An 18,206-nucleotide genomic window follows, 5' to 3' on the forward strand; every position below is an offset into this window, starting at 1 on the left:
GGCGGCCTCAGGTCTCGCTCGGGCGAACCACCGGCGGGCGCGCCGCCTGACGTGCAGCACCGGCGGTGCCTTCGCTCCTGAAAACTTCCTTGGCGATTTCCCCTATGCCGCCGAGCGTGCCGATCAGCGAGGAGGCTTCGAACGGCATCAGCACGACCTTCGAATTCCCGGCCGAGCCGATCTTGGCCAGCGCCTCGGTGTATTTCTGTGCAACGAAGTAGTTGAGCGCCTGCACGTCGCCCTTGGCGATCGCCTCCGACACCACTTGCGTGGCGCGCGCTTCGGCCTCGGCCGAGCGCTCGCGCGCCTCGGCGTCGCGGAAAGCGGCTTCCTTGCGGCCCTCGGCCTCCAGGATCTGCGATTGCTTGAGGCCTTCGGCGGCGAGGATCTGGGCGCGCTTGTTGCGTTCCGCCGTCATCTGGCGGCCCATCGATTCGATGAGATTGGCGGGCGGATTAATGTCCTTGATCTCGACGCGGGTGATCTTGATGCCCCAGGGATGGGCCGCCTCGTCGACGACGCGCAGCAGGCGCTCGTTAATGGCGTCGCGGTTCGACAATAGCTCGTCGAGGTCCATCGAACCCATCACGGTGCGGATGTTGGTCATCGTCAGGTTGAGGATGGCATTCTGCAGGCCGGCGACCTGATAGGCTGCCTGCGCCGCATTGAGAATCTGGAAGAAGGCAATGCCGTCGACACCCACTATGGCGTTGTCGCGGGTGATGATTTCCTGGCTCGGGACATCGAGGACCTGCTCCATCATGTTCATCTTGGCGCCGATACGGTCGACGAAGGGCACGATGAGGTTGAGGCCCGGGCTCAATGTCTTGGTGTAACGACCAAAGCGTTCGACGGTATAATTGTAGCCTTGCGGAATTGTCCGGATGCCTTTGAACAGCACCAGCATGACAAGGGCGACAAGAACAAGCAGCGCGATATCGAAACCACCGAAACCCATTTGGCTCTCCCTCAAAGGCCGGCCGCATAGGACATTCCCACGCGGCCGACTTCAACAAACACTTAAGTGTGTTTCAGCAATGTTACAATCAGGTGATCATGCATTGGCGGTGCATAGACGGCTGCGGCGATCCGTTCAGGCCCAGCCGGACAGTTCGCGCCGCACCATTGCCTCGATCACCGCCATGCCCTCGGGACTGTCGTTGAGGCAGGGGATGTGCGCGAACTTCTCGCCGCCGGCATGATGGAAAATCTCTGCCGCCTCCCTGCCGATCTCGTCCAGCGTCTCGATGCAGTCGACGGAAAAGCCCGGATTGACGATGGCTAGCGATTTCACGCCTTCGCGTCCCAGTCGTTCGACCGTCTTGTCGGTGTAGGGCTGCAGCCATTCCTGCGCGCCGAAGCGCGACTGGAAGGTGGTGATCAGCTTCTTCTCGTCCCAGCCGAGCTTTTCGCGCAACAGCCGCGTCGTCTCGAGGCAATGGGCTTGGTAGGGATCTCCTTTGTCGGAATAGGGTCTCGGAATGCCGTGATAGGAGGCGATGACAATTTCCGGTTCGAAGTCGAGGCTCGCCAGATGCTGTTCGATCGAACGGGCGAGCGCTTCGATATAGGCCGGCTCGTCGTAATAGGGCGGTACGCTGCGGATGGCCGGGGCGCGGCGCATCTTCATCAGCACGCGAAACAGCTGGTCGTTGGCGGTTGCAGTCGTCGTCGCCGAATATTGCGGATAGAGCGGGAAAGAAAGAATGCGGTCGCAGCCCTGTTCGACCAGTCTCTTGGCCACGCTTTCGGTCGACGGGTTGCCGTAGCGCATCGCCCAGTCGACGACGACGTTGGGTAGATCGCCGAGCGCAAGCCCGAGCTTCTCGGCCTGGGCGCGGGTATAGGTGCGCAGCGGCGACTCGTTGCGCTCCCGATTCCAGATCCTGGCATAGTTGGCGCCAGACTTCTTCGGCCGGGTGGTGAGGACCAGGCCATAGAGGATCGGATACCAGACCGCCTTGTTGAGCTCGATGACGCGCGGGTCCGACAGGAATTCCCGGAGATAGCGCCACATCGGCTTGAAGTCGGTGCCGTCGGGGGTGCCGAGATTGATCAGCATGACACCGACCTTACCTGTCTTGACCGGAGAGTGTCCTGCCGACAGCGAGGCGGCGGTCTTCTCAGCATTGATCTCGACGGGGCCGGCAAGCGTCATGGGGTTCTCCAACACCGCAAAACCAGCGGTGCCGCGGCGAAAGTAGCGATGCCGCGCCGGTTTTCAAATGCAGCGTCTAGCCGCACCTTATCCCGGAAATGCAGCACCCGCCCGGTTTGCCGGGCGGGTGCATTGAATTCCTGCGGCATGAACTACTTCGAGGCCGCGGGGATGGTCAAGGTTGCACCGACCGGAAGCCGGCGTGGCTCGTATCCCTTGTTGGCGTCGGAGATCACCTTCCATTTGGTGCCGTCGCCATAGGCCTTCACCGCAAGATCCCAGTAGGTATCGCCGGCGACGATCACATGGCTGCTTTCGGCCGGTGCTGCCTCAGCCGGCTTGGCGGGTTCGGCTGGTTTTGCCGGCTCACTTGGGACCGGCTTGGCCGGTTCCCCAGCCGGAGCGGGGGTAGCCGGAGCAGGGGTTGCCGGAGCCGGTGTGGCCGGAGCAGCAGGTGCCGCTGGCTGGACCGGCTCGGCGGGTGCGGGTGTTGCCGGCGCGGTTTCAGCCGGGACGGCCGGCGGCGTTTTGGAAATGTCGCCCGAACCGGCCGGCAGTTCGGGCATTGCCGGCTCAGCAGGTTTTGCCGGCGCTGCCTCGACAGGTTGGGCCGGTTTGGCGGGTTCTGCGGCCGGGGCTGCCGCTGCTGCGACTTCGGTGATGCGGCCGTCGAGCTTCGGCGTATAGGGCCGGTGCGCGCCGAGATAATCGGCGACGACCTGTTCCAGCCCCGGGCCGTAATCATAGGCGTTCTTGGCCTTCTCGGCGAACACCTTGTAGCCGTCGCCGCCTTGGCGGACATAGTTGTTGGTGGCGACCAGGTAATCCTTGTCCGGCTTGATCGGCGTCCAGGCGCCGCCTTCCATGACTTCGACCGATTTGACGCGTCCATTAGGTGGCGCCGATTTGTCGAACGCATATTTCAAGCCGGCAACCTGTGGGAAGCGTCCGGCGCCGTCCTCGACCTGGCTGAGGCCGCTTTCGAGGCCGGCAACCAGATCCTTGCCGGAGATCTGGAAGGTCGCCAGCGTGTTCTGAAACGGCAGCACGGTGAGAACCTCGCCCATGGTGACGGTGCCCTGGTCGATCGAGGCGCGCAAGCCGCCGCCATTCGAGATGACGATCTCGACACCCTGGCCCTTGACCCGGTCGAGGACGGCGTCGGAGACCAGATTGCCCATCTCGCATTCGCGGGCGCGGCAATTCTCGCGGCTGCCGTCGATCGCCTTGGTGGTCTCGGCGACTTCCTTGTTCTTCAAGGCCTCGATCGGCGCGCCGAGTTCCTTGATGCGGGCAAGCACGGCGGGGTCGGGCGTGATCGATTTGTCGAGATGGATGGGATCGCCGCTGGCCTCCTTGACGACGCCATTGTCGTCGAACACGACCTTAAACTCGCCGAGATATTTCGAATAGGACGCCGCCTGCACGACCGGAACTTTGTAGCCGTCCGGATTGTCGACCATCGTCGGATAAGGGCCTTCCGCCTTGGGGTCGGTGTTGGACAGCAGCGAATGGCTGTGGCCGCCGACCACCACGTCGACGCCCGGGATCTTGGCGATCACGTCGCGCTCGCGCTTGTAGCCGATATGGGTGACCGCGATGATCTTGTTGACGCCCTGCGCCTTCAGTTTCTCGACCTCGGCGGTGATCGACTTGACGTCGTCCTGAATGGCGATGTTCGGGCCCGGGGAGGCAAGCTCCGGCGTGTCGTTGGTGACTGCGCCGACGATGCCGATCTTCTGGCCGCCGACCTCGACCACGATCGACGGCTTGACGCGGTCGCCCAGCTTGGATTGTGCATTGGCCTTCACATTGGCGCCGAGCACCGGAAACTGAATCATGTCGAGGAACGGCGCCAGCGCCGACTCGCCATCGTCGAACTCATGGTTGCCGAGCGCCTCGGCATCGAATTTCATCTGGTTGAGGAATTCGCCTTCCGTCTTGCCCTTGTAGGTCGTGTAGAAGAGCGAGCCCTGGAAATTGTCGCCGGCGCTGAGCAGCAGCACGTTCTGGCCTTCCAGCTTCTTACGCTCCTGGGTGATCGCGGTGATCAGGCGGGCGGCGCCGCCGACGCATTCGCCCTTGGTCTCCTCCTCGGCCGAGCAGGTCGATTCGTATTTGTTGTTGCTTTCGATGCGGCTGTGCCAGTCGTTGATATGCAGGATGTTCAGCGTGTAGTCGGCAAAGGATACCCCTGCCGACAGGCCAAGCGCCGATGCCGACAGCGCGGCGATGGCAGCGATCTTCTTCATTCTCGTCTCCCGGGTGACCTGAGTACAGCGCCGCGCGTCATTTGGGACGCGCAAAGGACGCTGTACCAATTTTTGATTTTGCGCATGATCCTTTCCGAAAATCGACTCCGATTTTCGGGGTCATGCGCACACGCGTTTAACGCTCTTGTTTGACTGGGATGTAACAGCCCTCTCGGGCCATGTTCACATCGCGTTTCAATCGATGCAAGCGGAAATCGGCATCAGCTTTGCCGGCGCAAAAAGACGGCGGCTTGAAGCCGCCGGCCTTTTGCAAAGTCAATTCGGAATCGAATTTCAGGTGCGCCTGGTCAGCACAAAATTCTGCCCGCTCGCGCTGGTGCAATTGAGCTGGCTGGTGGAGACCATCAGGCAGTTGAAGCTGATCGGCGTCTGGCGGATCAGCGAAGTGCCATGGATCTCGACCGAGGTGCCGCCGGTCATGGTGTAGCTGCCATCGGCAAGCTTCTGGCCGGTGTCGGTGGCGACGGTCGCGAAACTGCCGGCTTTGAAGGTGGACAAACCCGTGCCCTGCGCGTCGATCCAGGAGCCTTCGACCCCATTGGCCGTGATCACCGGCGGCTCGCTCGGGCCGGTGGTGGTGCAGGCCGCCAACGCGACCGTAGCGGCCGCGGCAATGCCAGCCGAAAGCAGTCTTTGCGCAATCGTCATCATCAAAATCCTCTCCTCTCACATCGGCCCGAAAATCGATCCGATTTTCGGAAAGCACGATGCGCACATTCGAAGTGCTAGAGCGTACTTTGTGCGTCCAAATGGACGCACGTCGCTCTAGGCCGCCCCTCTTCAATCGCTCGATTTCCGGGCGATTGCAAGCTGGCGGAGCGTCGAGGCAAAGCTGCTATCGAACGAGGATGTTGCGGAATTGCCACGGGTCTTTGGTGTCGAGGTCCTCGGGAAACAGACCAGGCCGATTGTCGAGCGGTGTCCAGTCGGTATAATAGCTCCTGATCGGCCCGAGATAGGGGCCCTGCACGTCGAGGCAGCGCTTGTAATCCATCTCGTCGGCCTCGACGATGCCGGCCTCGGGATTTTCCAGCGCCCAGACCATGCCGGCCAGCACCGCCGACGTGACCTGCATGCCGGTGGCGTTCTGGTAGGGCGCCAGCTTGCGCGCCTCGGCCAACGACAGTTGCGAGCCATACCAGTAGGCGTTCTTGGCGTGGCCGTAGAGCAGCACGCCCAGTTCGTCGATGCCATCGACCAGTTCGTTTTCGTCGAGCACGTGATGCACGGGTTGAGCCTTGCCGGCGACACCGAACATCTCGTGCAGCGACAGCACGGCGTCGTTGCAGGGATGATAGGCGTAATGGCAGGTCGGCCGGTATTGCACCTTGCCCTTCTTGCCGCGCAGCGTGAAAAAATCGGCAATCGAGATCGCTTCGTTGTGTGTCACCAGGAAACCGTATTGCGGGCCGGGCGTCGGACACCATGTGCGCACGCGTGTATTGGCGCCGGGCTGCTCCAGATAGATCGCCGCCTTCGAACCGTTCTTGTGGCTTTTGGCGTTCTTCGGCATCCACGCCTCATGCGTGCCCCAGCCGAGCTCGGCCGGCTGCAGCCCTTCCGAAATGAAGCCTTCGACCGACCAGGTGTTCCAGAACACGTTCATCGGCTTGGGCTTCTTGGTGCGCTGGGTGTCGCGCTCGGCGATATGGATGCCCTTGACGCCGGCCTTCTTCATCAGCCTGGCCCAGCCTTCGCGATCGTGCTGGGCGGGTTCCGAGAAGTCGAGGCCAAGATCTGTGGCGAGGTTGACCAGCGCCTGCTTGACGAACCACGAGACCATGCCCGGATTGGCGCCGCAGCACGAGATCGCCGTGGTGCCGCCCGGGTTCTTCGCGATTTCGGCGCGGACGGTCTCGCGCAGCGCATAATTGGTGCGTGAGGCGTTGTCGGCCTTGTCGTCGAAATAAAAGCCGAGCCAAGGCTCGACCACGGTATCGACATAGAGGACGCCAAGCTTGCGGCAGAGCTTCATCAGCTCGAGCGAGGAGGTGTCGACCGACAGGTTGACGCAAAAGCCCTGGCCGCCGCCATTGGTCAAAAGCGGCGTCAGTAGCTTCTTGTAGTTCTTTTTGGTCACTGCATCCTGCATGAAGGTGATGCCGCGCTCGTCGAGCAATTTGCGGTCGGTATCGCGCGGGTCGATGACCGTCATGCGCGACTTGTCGAATTTGAAATGGCGTTCGATCAGCGGCAGCGTTCCCCGTCCGATCGAGCCGAAGCCGATCATCACGACAGGGCCGGTAATCTCACCGTAAACGGGCCAGTTTTCATTCGCCATTTGTCGATTACTCCCTCAAAAAACGCTTTGGAACAGCGGCTTGGCCGCGGCGCGACAAACCATAGATCATTGTCACAATAAAGCGAAAAGCGGGACGGCCGGCATTGCGCCGCGCCATGCGGCTACGGCTCGACCAGTCTTGCGAATTCCGGCTTGAAGAGGTCACGTACCTCTGAGACCGGCAGTTCCAGCACATCGTCGCCGCAGGCCTGGATGGCATGCGGCAACCCCTGCAGTCCGAACACCAGGACCTGCTTGTCGCCCTCACGCCAGAGGCTGGCCGCCAAATTTTCGCCGATGAGATCGTCCATGCCGCATTCGGCTTCGTGATCAATATCGCTCTGATTGGTCGGTTTCTTGCGCCGTTGCTTGACGAAGGACACGAGGGAAGGACCGGGCTTGCCATCTACCGTATCCGAGAATATGTCCTGAAGGCCAAGCAGAACCCCGCGGCGCACATCCATGATGTAGGCGTCCGAATAATTGGTCGGATGTGCCCCGCCGCAAAAGAGACTGCCGGACTCCTGCCAGCTCATCAGCCGCGGTGTCAGCGAGGTCACTTGGGATTGGCTGTCTTCATAGCCGCCGAGCGTGTCGTCATCCCCGCCGTCGATCGGGCCGACTTCGTTAAAACCGGCATATTGCCTCGCCGCGCAGCTCAGCGCGCCGAGATTTGCGCGCCGGCGTCTGTCTTCCAGCAAAGCATTCGCGGCCGTGACCGGAACATTGCCGGACAGTTGGACGATCCATGGCGTGGCAAATTTGGTGCGCGGGTCGACGACGTAGTGGTAGGTCGCATCCGGCCAACCGGCCGTCTCGCCGGTATCGAGCGGAGTATCCAGCCGCAGGTAGTCATAGGGGGACGTTTCCATGGTGATCGGCGTGTCATCGGCGAAGAACGTCATATCGCTGAAGTCATGGAGGTCGAACGGGCTGCCGGGCTCGCTGTCGGTCGCCTCCCGACTTGCGACCCGCTTCAATCTGAGCGACAGCGCCTGCTTTCCGTTCCAGCTGCCTTCGAGGGTTTTGCCCCTATCGGAAGAGGCCAGGCGCCAGACGGCGGCAATCGGCGCGACCTTTCCGTCGCCGCAATTGTCGGCGCCGCATTCCTCCTCCTCGGCCAGTTCGAACTTGCTGCCCTTTTGCGACCTGGCCTGCAGCGGGATGTCGACGCCCTTCGAGCGGTAGAAATAGCGGCCGGCCAGCGGGCCGTCGGGCGCCGCGGGATCGCCGGTGAACTCGACGACGATATCGCTCTTTCCGAGCTTGCCGGAATAAGTCACCGGCTCGGCCTCGGCTGCCGTCGATAGTCCGAGGATGGCAGCCACGAGAGCGACCTGTCTGCTAAGATACTGAATCATCGTTCCCCCGAGCCATGATTTTCAGTCGTTCCGTCAGCCGGTCACGGTCGGCTGTCAGGCCCTTATAGTCGAGCTGTGCCTCGTCCAACGCCAGAAGCTGTTCGGCCAAGGACGCTGCGAGCGCCGCGCGGTCGCGGTGGCGCCCCAGCACGGCGAGCGGGTCGAGATGGATGCGGATGGTGAAGAGTATGTCGCCCGAGACGGGGAGCTTTCTCAGCGTCTGCCGCTCGACGCGGATAAAGGCATGGGCGTCGATGTCGCCGTCCGGGAATCTCGACGGACGATTGCTGGCGCGGTCGATGCGTTCGAGGTTGGAGAGCGGATGGTAGAGTGCGTCGCCCGCCTGGATCGACCAGTTGTAGCGCTCGACGGCTTGGCCCTGGAGGCCGTCGAACATGCGGTTGATGAGATCGGCCGGGCGTGTGCCTGGACCGAAACCCGGTGCCGGCGCGTGGATCTGCTGCAGCGGCTTGCCGAATTTTTCGATCAGCGACCATGACGACGGGAAGCAGAGCGAGCCGGCGGTCAGACGCCAGCCGCTCTCGTCGCGGCGCATCAGGATCAAATCCTCCTGGACAAGCAGCGAGGCCGCGACAAGCGGCGCATCGCTGAAAGGACCTGCGGTGCCTGCACGCTCGAAATTGTCGGTGCCGCCGATCACCTCGATCCCCTCGTCGGTGCGCCTGTAGGCCCCGGGAAAGTTCGCCGCCAGATGCGCACCGAGCAGATCGAGCACTTCGCGCTGAGCGTCGCGTGTTCCTTGCTCCTCGACAAAAACCTTGTCGGGAATTTCCGCATAAAGCCGGCGTTTCTCGGCCAAGTAGGGCAGCAGATATTCGTCGGCTTCGATCCACGCGGCCGGGTCCAGCGGCTTCAGCCCGATGGTGAAGAGTTTCGACGAGCCGTCATAGGGTGTGTGGGTCGGGGGGCGGAAACTCATGCTTCTTTGTAGGCTTCCAGCGCGGCAGCGGCCATTCTCGCCGTGAATTCGGTGATTTCGTAGTCGGCGGCACCTGCCTTGGCGAAGGGATCGTCCGCCAGTCTGGCATCGAGCACCTCGCGTGAACCGCGCGCGATGATGATGCCGCCGGTCCTTGGCCGCTTCGGCCCGGAGGCGACAAGGATGCCTTCCGCGTAGCAGGCCTTCAGCCATTCGACATGCGCTTGCTGCAGGCGGTCGATCTCGGTCAGCGGCACTTTGTAGTTCAGCGAAACGACGAACATTCAATTCTCCCGCTTTGCATCATGCCAGTCTTGCCGGGATCAATCCGCGCAGCGAGTTGCCGACGAACAACGCCTTGGCCGATTTCAGATCGTTCCATGTGTAGACCGCTTCACGGGCGCGGCCTTGATCCAGCAGTTCGCCGCGCAGGACGCCAGGCAGCAGACCGCAATCGAGCCGCGGCGTCGCCAGCACGCCGTCGCCGAAATCGGCAAAGACATTGGTGATCGTGCCCTCGCAGATTTCGCCGCGCTCATTGGCCAACAGCACCTCGTCGGCCCGGCTGACGAGATATTCGGCGCGGGCGCGCGTATAGGTTTGTCGGCGGCTGGTCTTGTGGCGCAGCAGCATGTCGCTCGAAGCGAGCCGCACCCGCGCCAGCTGCAGGGTCCAGACCTTGTCGGCGGCGAGCGGCTCGTAGGGCTGCACCGAAACCGCTACTTCGCCACTGCGCGACAGGGCCAAGCGGGTGCGCAACACGATCTGCTGGCGGCCGACCGCATTCATCAGTGCTTCGCCGACCCTTTGCGGGTCGCAGGCGAAGCCGAGCTCGCTTGCTGAGCCGTAAAGCCGCGCGAGATGGCGATCGAAACGGAGGAAACCCGAGCCGGGTTCCCAGCGCATGGTTTCGATCAGTTCGAAATCGGCGGTGTTCCCGTCGCGAAACGGGCTTTCAGCAGACACTCCTGGTACTCCTCCTCGGCCGTCGAATCGAAGACGACACCACCGCCGACATTGTAGACGGCCTCGCCATCGGCAAAGAGCGAGATGGTGCGGATCGCCACGGAAAAGCGCATCCGGCCGCCGGGCGCGATCCAGCCTATGGCGCCGCAATAGACGTCGCGCGGCCCACCTTCCAGATCACGCAGGATCTCCATGGCGCGGATTTTCGGTGCGCCGGTAATCGAGCCGCAGGGAAACAGCGCAGCGAAGATCTGGCGGATGGAGAGGCCGGGCAAAAGCGTCGCCCGTACACGGCTCACCATCTGGTGGACGGTCGGGTAGCTCTCGATGCGGAAAAGCTCCGGAACGTCGAGCGTGCCAACCTCGCTGATCAGCGAAATGTCATTACGCAGGAGATCGACGATCATCCGGTTCTCGGCCTGGTTCTTCTCGTCGTTGCGCAAGAACGTTTTCAGGCGATCGTCCTCTGCCTTGGTGGCGCCGCGCGGCGCGGTGCCTTTCATCGGATGCGTCTCGATCATGCCTTCGGCGTCGACCTCGAAAAACAGTTCCGGCGAACGCGACAAGACGATCGGCTCGCCGAGTGCGACCAGCGCGCCATACTTCACCGGCTGGCGTTCGGTCAGCGCATCGAAGGCGGCCAGCGGATCGCCGGACCAGTGCGCGTGGACCGGAAAGGTGAGATTGCCCTGGTAGCAGTCGCCCTTGCGAATATGATCGTGCAGCCTGGCAAAGCGTTTGGCGTAGTCGTCCGAGGACCAGACCGCCTTGGCGTCAAAGATTGGGGCATCGAAGATCGGGCCGTTGGTCGCCGGCAGATCACCTGGCGCGACCGTCTCTTCGACCGGCGCGTCGAACACGCCCAGGCAGAAAAGCGGAGCGCGGCGGCCGGCCGGCAGCAGCGGAACGAGCTTCGGCTCAAGCAGGTAGCCGGCCTCGTAGGAGAAATAGCCGGCCAGCCATTTGCCGCCGTCATGTGCGGCCTGCGCGGCTTCCAGCGCCGGCAAAAAGTCCCGCTCGCTATGCGCCGCGATGATCTCGGCCGGCCGGTCGAAAACGAGCTGACGCGCGCTCTCGTCGTTCCGGAATATTGCAGAAGGCAGGGACATGGGGCAGGGACATTAGGCTCGGATGCTGCGGTCGCCAGCGATCGATCTATATGGGGGCTCGACCGTGCGCAATCGAGGGAACGGCGTCTCAAGACGCAAAGGCGCGGCTGCAAAAACAAAAGCGACGCCCGAGGGGCGCCGCCTTGTTCCAAATGCCGTCCCGGGATGGATCAGGTGTTGCTGGCTTCCCCCGCGGTCGGGAAGCGGCGCACAAATTCCTTTTCGTCGCCGGCGGCAAGCAGTTTCGCCTGCTCGATCCAGCGTTCACGTTCGATGCGGCCGTCGAAATTCAACGTCGCCTCGATCCGCCTGACGTCGTCGGGCGTCCAGGCGGCGATCTGGGCGTAGGTCGTGACCCCAAGCCCTTTGAGCAGCCGCTCGTTGGTCGGGCCGATGCCGATCAGGCGACGCAGATCGTTGGCGTTGCCGGCTGCTGCGGCTGTTACCTTGCCGGTCGCGGCTTTCTTTGCCGCTGGCGCAGCTTTGTTTGCCGCTGGCGCAGTCTTTTTTGCCGCTGGCGCGATCTTGGGTGCGGCGCTCGCTTTCGATGCAGGCGGTTTCGGCGTTGCCGGTTTCGCGGCACTTGCGCGTGGCATGGTCGCGGCCGCCGCGGATTTCTTCGGCGCCGGTTTGGCCGGCGCGGATGTCGACATCAGGGTTGACGGCGCCTGGATCGCTGCTTTGGTCGCGCCGGCCTTGGCGGTGGTCTGCGTCTTGGCGGGTTGCATCTTGGCGCTTGGCGCTTGGGCGGCTGGCGCCTCGCCCAGCCGGCGCTCGAGGTCGGCGCGGGCGCGGCCGCATGCATCCAACTCACCGGTCAGACGGTCGCTATCGGCCCGCAATCTGTCGCGTTCGCTGCGCGTGCGGTCGAGATCGCCGCGCAAACTGTCGAGCTCGCCACGCAGGCGTCCCCAAATGAACCAGCCAACCAACACACCTACCAGGAACGCCAGGAGCATGTAGAAAAAAGTGCTCATTGTCTTTCTCTCTCCAGTCCGATCCGTCCGCCCTGGCCTGGAGCCATGACCTCAGCGAAGGACCATTCGATGGTGGTTCCGCAATTTGCAGAACAGCCGGCTTCGATCGAGCTGTCGGCGACCGGTTTGCCCCTAGCCAACAGCCGTTGTCGCATCCGCCGACACGCCATGACCGGTCGGGATTTTCCGACCTGACCCATTCGTGCCCGGCTGAGCTTGAGGGCGGACGCTATCATACAGCTTACGGGAATCTAACGGAAAACTTCCATGGAAAGTTATTTAAGAACAAATATCCAAGACAAGAATAGAACCATCGCCAATATGCATTGCAGCTAAACTGTTCTGGAAAACCCGGTCACCCGGTGTTGCGCATCAATTGTCCAGTGCTTCCAGCTCGTCGATCAGTCCGCTGATCACGCCAAGCCCGATCTGCCAGAAGGCAGGGTCGGCCGCGTCAAGGCCGAACGGCGCCAGAAGCTCGGAATGATGCTTGGTGCCGCCGGCGCGCAGCATGGCAAAATATTTCTCCTGAAAGCCGCGCTCCGCGTTCTGGTAGACCGCGTAGAGTGAGTTCACCAGACAATCGCCGAATGCATAGGCATAGACATAAAAAGGCGAGTGGATGAAGTGCGGGATATAGGTCCAGAAAACCTCATACCCCTCGCGCAGCTTGATCGCCGGCCCGAGGCTTTCCGCCTGCACTTCCAGCCAGAACTGGCCGAGCCTGTCGGAGGTCAATTCGCCGCTCTTGCGCTCGGCATGCACCTTGCGCTCGAACTCATAGAAGGCGATCTGGCGCACGACCGTGTTGATCATGTCCTCGACCTTCTGCGCGAGCATGGCCTTGCGCTCGCGTTTGTCGGTGGTCTGCTCGAGCAGCGAGCGGAAGGTCAGCATCTCGCCGAAGACCGATGCGGTTTCGGCCAATGTCAGCGGCGTCGACGCCATCAAGGCACCCTGGCCGCCGGCCAGCACCTGATGCACGCCATGGCCGAGCTCGTGCGCCAGCGTCATCACGTCGCGCGGCTTGCCCATATAGTTCAACAGCACATAGGGATGCGCCGAAGGCACGGTCGGATGCGCGAAGGCGCCGGGCGATTTGCCGGGTCTCACCGGTGCATCGATCCAGTTGCGGTCGAAGAAAGTTCTCGCGATCTCCGCCATGTCGGGCGAAAAGCGCTGGTAGGCGGAAAGCACGGTGTTCTTGGCCTCGTCCCAGCCGATGACTGCCTGCGGGGTCTCCGGCAGGGGCGCGTTGCGGTCCCAATGGTTCATCACCTCCATGCCGAGCCAGCGCGCCTTCATCGCGTAATAGCGATGCGACAGGCGCGGATAGGCGTCGCGAACGGCGGCGGCGAGTGCATCCACGACGCTGCGTTCGACGCGATTGGCGAGGTGGCGGGAATCGGCAATGTCCTCGAAGCCGCGCCAGCGGTCGGAGATCTCCTTGTCCTTGGCCAGCGTGTTGGTGACCAGCGTGAAGACGCGCAAATTCTGCCGAAAGGTGGCGGCCAGCGCCTCGGACGCCCGGCGGCGAACCTCGCCATCGGCGTCCTGCAGGCGATTGAGCGCCGGCTCCAGCGTCAGCTCCTCGCCGTCGACGTCGAAGCGCAAGTCGGTCATCGTCTCGTCGAACAGGCGGTTCCAGGCCCCGCGCCCGGTAATCGACTTCTCATGGAAGAGTTGCTCGATGCGGTCTTCGAGCTGATAGGGCTTGTCCTTGCGCAGATCGAGCACCCAAGGCCGGTAGTGGGCGAAGGCCGGATCGGCGGCGAGTGCGTTTTCGATCGCGCTATCGTCGATGAGGTTCAGCTCGAGCGCGAAAAACAGCAGGTGCGCGCTGGCATCGGTCATCTTTTCCTGGATATCGCCATAGAGCTTGGCGCGCTGCGGATCCGACGTGTTGCCGGCATAGATAAGCCCGGCATAGGAGACGATCCGGCCGATCAGCTCCTCCAGCGCTTCATAGGCCTGAAGCGCCTCGCCCAGCCTGCCGGTGCTGCCACGCCCGGCCTCGGCGGCGAGCGTGCCTTTCCAACGGCTCTCGAAGGCGATGGCATCGGCGGCGGCCTTGGCGATGTCGCGCTTCAGTTCGGGCGCTTCCATGCCCGAATAGAGATCGGCCAGATTCCATTCCGGCAGATCGCCAAGCTCCGCCACGCCCTGACCGGACGCCGCCGCCAGCTTTCGAGCAAAAACCATGCGCATTGCCGATCCTTCCAGACACGAAAATTCGAGGAAACGAGAAGCCGGTCAAATCCTAAGGAATTCGTTCACCGGGTTTTTTGAAACCTTATTTAGAACCCTGTGCCAAGATGATCCATAGGGCGCATTCTCGGGCGGGCACGGTCGGATCAGTCATGGCAGCTTCCATACTCATAGTCGATGACGATCCGGTGCAGCGCAGGCTGCTCGAGGCGGCGGTGACGAAATTCGGCCACACGGCGATCGTCGCCGATGGCGGGGAGGCCGGTCTCGATCTCGTCGACGGGCCCAATGCGCGCGACGTCTCGGTGGTCATCCTCGACCTGATGATGCCCGGCCTCGACGGCATCGGCGTGCTGAAGGCGATGCGCGAGCGCGGCATCCACATTCCCGTCATCGTGCAGACCGCGCAGGGCGGCATCGAAACCGTCGTTTCGGCAATGCGCCACGGCGCCTTCGACTTCGTCGTCAAGCCGGCCTCGCCCGACAGGCTGCAGGCGTCGATCGGCAACGCGCTCAAGGTCGAAGCGCTCGAAGGCGAAGTGAAGCGCTCGTCACGGCAGCGCGGCGGCCATCTGACGTTCAAGGACATGATCACCCACAGCCCGGCGATGGACCGGGTGATCCGGCTCGGCCGCAAGGCGGCGGCGTCCAACATCCCGATCCTGATCGAGGGCGAATCCGGAGTCGGCAAGGAGCTGGTGGCGCGCGCCATCCAGGGCAGCGGCGACCGCCGCTCGAGACCCTTCGTCACCGTCAATTGCGGCGCCATTCCCGACAATCTGGTCGAATCGATCCTGTTCGGTCACGAGAAGGGCTCGTTCACCGGCGCCACCGAAAAACACACCGGCAAGTTCGTCGAAGCGCATTCCGGCACGCTGTTTCTCGACGAAATCGGCGACCTGCCGCTTGATGTGCAGGTCAAGCTGTTGCGCGCCGTGCAGGACGGCGAGGTCGATCCGGTCGGCGGGCGCTCGACCGTCAGGGTCGACATCAGGCTGATCTCGGCAACCCATCGCAACCTGCTGCAGCAGGTCAAGGACGGCAAGTTTCGCGAGGATCTGTTCTATCGGCTGAACGTCTACCCGATCGTCGTGCCGCCATTGCGCGACCGTCGCGACGACATCCCCTATCTGGTCGAGCACTTCATGGAGAAGGTGGCGCCCACTGACCCGCGTCGCCGGCTGCGGGGCATCTCGGCTGCGGCGCTCGCCATGCTGCAGGCCTATGACTGGCCGGGCAATATAAGGCAGCTCGAAAACGCCGTCTTCAGGGCTTCGGTGCTCGCCGAAGGCGACATGCTGACCGAAGAAGAATTCCCGCAGATCCGGGCGCAGGTCGAGGGCACGGTCAATCTCGATGCGGACGTCGCGCTGCCAGCTTCCGGGTTGCCAGCTTCCGGATTGCCAGGTTCGGGATTGCCTGCGGGCAGCCAGTCGCGTGACAGCATACCGGCCGCCTGCGGCATCGCCGCGGCCGAACCCGATGCGCTGGCCAGGCCGCGCTTCGGCACGCTGCGGGCGCTCGACGAGCGCGGCAATGTGCGTGCGCTGGCCGACGTCGAACTCGAAATGATCAAGCTCGCCATCGACCACTATAATGGCCAGATGAGTGAGGTCGCCCGCCGCCTCGGCATCGGCCGGTCGACGCTCTACCGCAAGCTCAAGGAATACGGCATCGACCCGGAAACCGGCCGCGTCGAGCGGCTCGCTTCCTGAGGCACAGGGCCAAGCCGATTGTCATCCGGACATCATTCGAAGCAATTGCGCCTTGAAACGAGGTGTTCGCCGTAGCGTTCACGTATTAAGGCGGACGGTAACAGATCGTGTTTCGGGCAAGCGCCGAAACATGATCTAAACCAGCGGTTTACCAAGATATCCGGCGCAATATTTTTGGCGGGATATCGCCACCGTGTTACCGCATTTCGGCTTCAATAAGCGATGATTAACCATTAGGATCGATATTCGGATGCACACACCACGCATCCGTTTGGTCAAATCCGGGGACAAAACGGCAGCCTGCAAGGCCTTTTGATTTGAACAGAATCGAACGACACAAAAACGGGCGGCATTATCACATGAGCGTCTGGCCGAGATGGCTGGCAGCGGTGATTGTTGCCGTCGGGTTCCTTGCAGCGGCGGCAACCGGCGCCAGCGCCGAGACACGTTCGCTGAAGCTCTATCATCTCCACACGCATGAAAAGGCGGAGATCGTCTACAAGCGCAATGGCCGCTACGACCAGGCGGGCTTGCGAAAGATCAACATCATCCTGCGCGACTGGCGTCGTAACGAGCCGACCAAGATGGATCCGCGCCTGCTGGACCTGGTCTGGGAGGCTTATCGGGAGAGCGGCGCAACCGACTACATCCAGGTCGTTTGCGGCTATCGTTCGCCGTCGACGAATTCGATGCTGCGCAGCCGCAGCAGGGGCGTCGCCGAGAACAGTCAGCACATGCTCGGCAGGGCGATGGATTTCTACATTCCCGGCGTGCCGCTGAAGAAGCTGCGCGACATCGGCCTCAGAATGCAGGGCGGCGGCGTCGGCTACTATCCCAGCTCCGGCTCGCCCTTCGTGCATATGGATGTCGGCAATGTGCGCCACTGGCCCGGCATCAGCCGCCAGGAACTGGCGCGCGTGTTCCCCAACGGCAAGACGCTGCATGTGCCGAGCGACGGCAAGCCGCTGCCTGGCTATCAACAGGCGCTCGCCTCCTACAAGGCCCGCAAGGGCGCCGGCGCGCCGGCCATCGAACTGGCCAGCGCAAGCGGCGGTGGCAAAAAATCCCGCGGTTTCCTGGCGGCCTTCTTCGGCGGCGGCGACGACGAGGCGGACGACAGCGCCGATGTGGCGATGGCCGAGCCAGCGCCAAAGCCTCGCAACGTGAAGCCGGCGCCGGCCGCCAAGAGCAACAACCTGCCTGGCATCGCCATCGTGGCGCCTCAGGATGCCAAGCGCGCCGCGATTCCGGAAGTCGCCGATGCTCCGGCGCCTGCGCCCGAACCGGAGAATGACACGCCGGAGACGATCATCGCGGCATTGCCGGCGCGCAGCATCCCGCTGCCTGATTTTGCTCCGCGCCCGAAGGCCGACATCGGCGCCCAACCGCCTGAAAACATTCCGTTCGGGGTGGCGGACGCGACTGGGTCCACCGAACAGGCGGTGGCAACCGCGCAGGCCCCGGCAAGTGTTCCTTTTGGCTCGGCGGCACCGTCCGCTGTCGCCGATCCGGTGCAGGTCGCGGCCAACAACATTCCCGTGCCGAGTTGGCGGCCCGATCATTCGCTGACGGCCGATCTTACGCCAGCCGCTGCTGCGCCGGCCGATTTTGCGCCGCAGGACAAGCAAGTGTTGCTGGCGCTGGCGAGTGCGACCGAGCGGAGCAACACCGCCACCGACGCATTCTCGGTATTGCCGTCGGCGCGGCCCGACAGTTCCCAGCCCGACGAGGTCAAGGCCGTTCTGGAGCGGGTCAGCGCGACCGACAAATACCAGGTCGCTTCGCTTTCCGAGCAAGCATCGGTGTTCGAGGAACCGGCGAGCGACGATGGCGCATCGCCGCGCGAGGCTATCGTTGCCCGCCCGGCCGGTTCCGATCCGGCTTCCGTCATCGGTGCGGGCGTGAAGACCACACGCAAGGAACCCAGGCCCACCGCCCACGACCTGAAACCTGGCCCCAAGCCGGTGGTGGTCGCTGCCGCGCCGCAGGCTGCCCGTTGGGCGCTGCACAGCGGCGAGTATGTCGCAAGCGTTTCAGATGCCACAACGGCGCCGCGCTACGCCTACGACTTCGTCCGCACGGCGCCGAGTGAGGTCTATACCGTAGGCTTCCAGCCAGGCAACGAGATGGCCGACGCCAATCGGTTCACCGGCAAGGCCGTCAAGTTCATGTCGGTGGCCCGATTCCAGACCAAGTAACGGCTGGGCAAACATCATTA

General features: G+C 62.9%; 14 protein-coding genes. 2 read left to right on the top strand and 12 right to left on the bottom strand.

Going from position 1 to position 18,206, the window contains the following annotated elements; genetic code table 11:
- Window positions 1–7: 7 nt before the first annotated feature.
- From NKJ08_RS11080 to NKJ08_RS11135, 12 genes are all read right to left on the bottom strand, one after another.
- On the bottom strand, window positions 8–958 hold the full coding sequence (locus tag NKJ08_RS11080) for an SPFH domain-containing protein (protein WP_352776741.1): 951 nt from the start codon (window positions 956–958) through the stop codon (window positions 8–10).
- A gap of 135 nt (window positions 959–1,093) precedes the next feature.
- On the bottom strand, window positions 1,094–2,158 hold the full coding sequence (gene hemH / locus NKJ08_RS11085; RefSeq protein ID WP_352781761.1) for a ferrochelatase: 1,065 nt from the start codon (window positions 2,156–2,158) through the stop codon (window positions 1,094–1,096).
- A 152-nt stretch (window positions 2,159–2,310) separates the two neighbouring features.
- Complete coding sequence (locus NKJ08_RS11090; protein WP_352781762.1) at window positions 2,311–4,410, bottom strand: 5'-nucleotidase C-terminal domain-containing protein; 2,100 nt, start codon at window positions 4,408–4,410, stop codon at window positions 2,311–2,313.
- Between the two features lie 294 nt (window positions 4,411–4,704).
- The gene (gene omp10, locus NKJ08_RS11095; protein ID WP_352524705.1) at window positions 4,705–5,079 is read right to left on the bottom strand and encodes an outer membrane lipoprotein Omp10; all 375 of its coding nucleotides are present in this window, start codon (window positions 5,077–5,079) and stop codon (window positions 4,705–4,707) included.
- A gap of 187 nt (window positions 5,080–5,266) precedes the next feature.
- Complete coding sequence (locus tag NKJ08_RS11100; RefSeq protein WP_352524609.1) at window positions 5,267–6,712, bottom strand: homospermidine synthase; 1,446 nt, start codon at window positions 6,710–6,712, stop codon at window positions 5,267–5,269.
- A gap of 122 nt (window positions 6,713–6,834) precedes the next feature.
- Window positions 6,835–8,073 carry a hypothetical protein gene (locus tag NKJ08_RS11105; protein ID WP_352524608.1) on the bottom strand — a complete coding sequence of 413 codons (1,239 nt, stop codon included), beginning with the start codon at window positions 8,071–8,073 and terminating at the stop codon, window positions 6,835–6,837.
- Entirely contained in the window at window positions 8,057–9,013 is a 957-nt protein-coding gene (locus tag NKJ08_RS11110) for a heme-dependent oxidative N-demethylase family protein (RefSeq protein ID WP_352776744.1), read from the bottom strand. Before NKJ08_RS11110 ends, NKJ08_RS11105 begins: the two co-directional genes overlap by 17 nt.
- A complete protein-coding gene (locus tag NKJ08_RS11115; RefSeq protein ID WP_352524605.1) occupies window positions 9,010–9,297 on the bottom strand; it encodes a YciI family protein in 288 nt (95 codons plus the stop codon). Before NKJ08_RS11115 ends, NKJ08_RS11110 begins: the two co-directional genes overlap by 4 nt.
- Before the next feature lie 19 nt (window positions 9,298–9,316).
- Window positions 9,317–9,979 carry an aminotransferase class IV family protein gene (locus NKJ08_RS11120; RefSeq protein ID WP_352524604.1) on the bottom strand — a complete coding sequence of 221 codons (663 nt, stop codon included), beginning with the start codon at window positions 9,977–9,979 and terminating at the stop codon, window positions 9,317–9,319.
- A complete protein-coding gene (locus tag NKJ08_RS11125) occupies window positions 9,928–11,088 on the bottom strand; it encodes an aminodeoxychorismate synthase component I (RefSeq protein ID WP_352524602.1) in 1,161 nt (386 codons plus the stop codon). The genes NKJ08_RS11120 and NKJ08_RS11125 overlap by 52 nt, the downstream gene beginning before the upstream one ends.
- Before the next feature lie 170 nt (window positions 11,089–11,258).
- Window positions 11,259–12,065, bottom strand: coding sequence for a helix-hairpin-helix domain-containing protein (locus tag NKJ08_RS11130; protein ID WP_352524600.1), 807 nt, complete (start codon window positions 12,063–12,065; stop codon window positions 11,259–11,261).
- 372 nt (window positions 12,066–12,437) lie between these two features.
- A complete protein-coding gene (locus NKJ08_RS11135; protein WP_352524598.1) occupies window positions 12,438–14,273 on the bottom strand; it encodes a M3 family oligoendopeptidase in 1,836 nt (611 codons plus the stop codon).
- A 152-nt stretch (window positions 14,274–14,425) separates the two neighbouring features.
- On the opposite strand from NKJ08_RS11135, the gene NKJ08_RS11140 reads away from it, so the two are divergent.
- Together NKJ08_RS11140 and mepK are read left to right on the top strand one after the other, a co-directional pair.
- Entirely contained in the window at window positions 14,426–15,988 is a 1,563-nt protein-coding gene (locus NKJ08_RS11140; RefSeq protein WP_352524597.1) for a sigma-54-dependent transcriptional regulator, read from the top strand.
- Between the two features lie 359 nt (window positions 15,989–16,347).
- Window positions 16,348–18,186: a peptidoglycan L,D-endopeptidase MepK gene (mepK, locus tag NKJ08_RS11145; RefSeq protein ID WP_352781763.1), complete on the top strand. Its 1,839-nt coding sequence runs from the start codon at window positions 16,348–16,350 to the stop codon at window positions 18,184–18,186.
- The last annotated feature ends 20 nt before the right edge of the window (window positions 18,187–18,206 follow it).

The sequence above is a fragment of the Mesorhizobium sp. M0244 genome, assembly GCF_040321795.1.
In the GTDB taxonomy this organism is placed as follows: Bacteria; Pseudomonadota; Alphaproteobacteria; order Rhizobiales; family Rhizobiaceae; genus Mesorhizobium.

Bases quoted from the DNA above. Each gene is read 5' to 3' on its own strand.
- NKJ08_RS11080 (WP_352776741.1), bottom strand. From the start codon at position 958: ATGGGTTTCGGTGGTTTCGATATCGCGCTGCTTGTTCTTGTCGCCCTT.
- hemH (WP_352781761.1), bottom strand. From the start codon at position 2,158: ATGACGCTTGCCGGCCCCGTCGAGATCAATGCTGAGAAGACCGCCGCC.
- NKJ08_RS11090 (WP_352781762.1), bottom strand. From the start codon at position 4,410: ATGAAGAAGATCGCTGCCATCGCCGCGCTGTCGGCATCGGCGCTTGGC.
- omp10 (WP_352524705.1), bottom strand. From the start codon at position 5,079: ATGACGATTGCGCAAAGACTGCTTTCGGCTGGCATTGCCGCGGCCGCT.
- NKJ08_RS11100 (WP_352524609.1), bottom strand. From the start codon at position 6,712: ATGGCGAATGAAAACTGGCCCGTTTACGGTGAGATTACCGGCCCTGTC.
- NKJ08_RS11105 (WP_352524608.1), bottom strand. From the start codon at position 8,073: ATGATTCAGTATCTTAGCAGACAGGTCGCTCTCGTGGCTGCCATCCTC.
- NKJ08_RS11110 (WP_352776744.1), bottom strand. From the start codon at position 9,013: ATGAGTTTCCGCCCCCCGACCCACACACCCTATGACGGCTCGTCGAAA.
- NKJ08_RS11115 (WP_352524605.1), bottom strand. From the start codon at position 9,297: ATGTTCGTCGTTTCGCTGAACTACAAAGTGCCGCTGACCGAGATCGAC.
- NKJ08_RS11125 (WP_352524602.1), bottom strand. From the start codon at position 11,088: ATGTCCCTGCCTTCTGCAATATTCCGGAACGACGAGAGCGCGCGTCAG.
- NKJ08_RS11130 (WP_352524600.1), bottom strand. From the start codon at position 12,065: ATGAGCACTTTTTTCTACATGCTCCTGGCGTTCCTGGTAGGTGTGTTG.
- NKJ08_RS11135 (WP_352524598.1), bottom strand. From the start codon at position 14,273: ATGCGCATGGTTTTTGCTCGAAAGCTGGCGGCGGCGTCCGGTCAGGGC.
- NKJ08_RS11140 (WP_352524597.1), top strand. From the start codon at position 14,426: ATGGCAGCTTCCATACTCATAGTCGATGACGATCCGGTGCAGCGCAGG.
- mepK (WP_352781763.1), top strand. From the start codon at position 16,348: ATGAGCGTCTGGCCGAGATGGCTGGCAGCGGTGATTGTTGCCGTCGGG.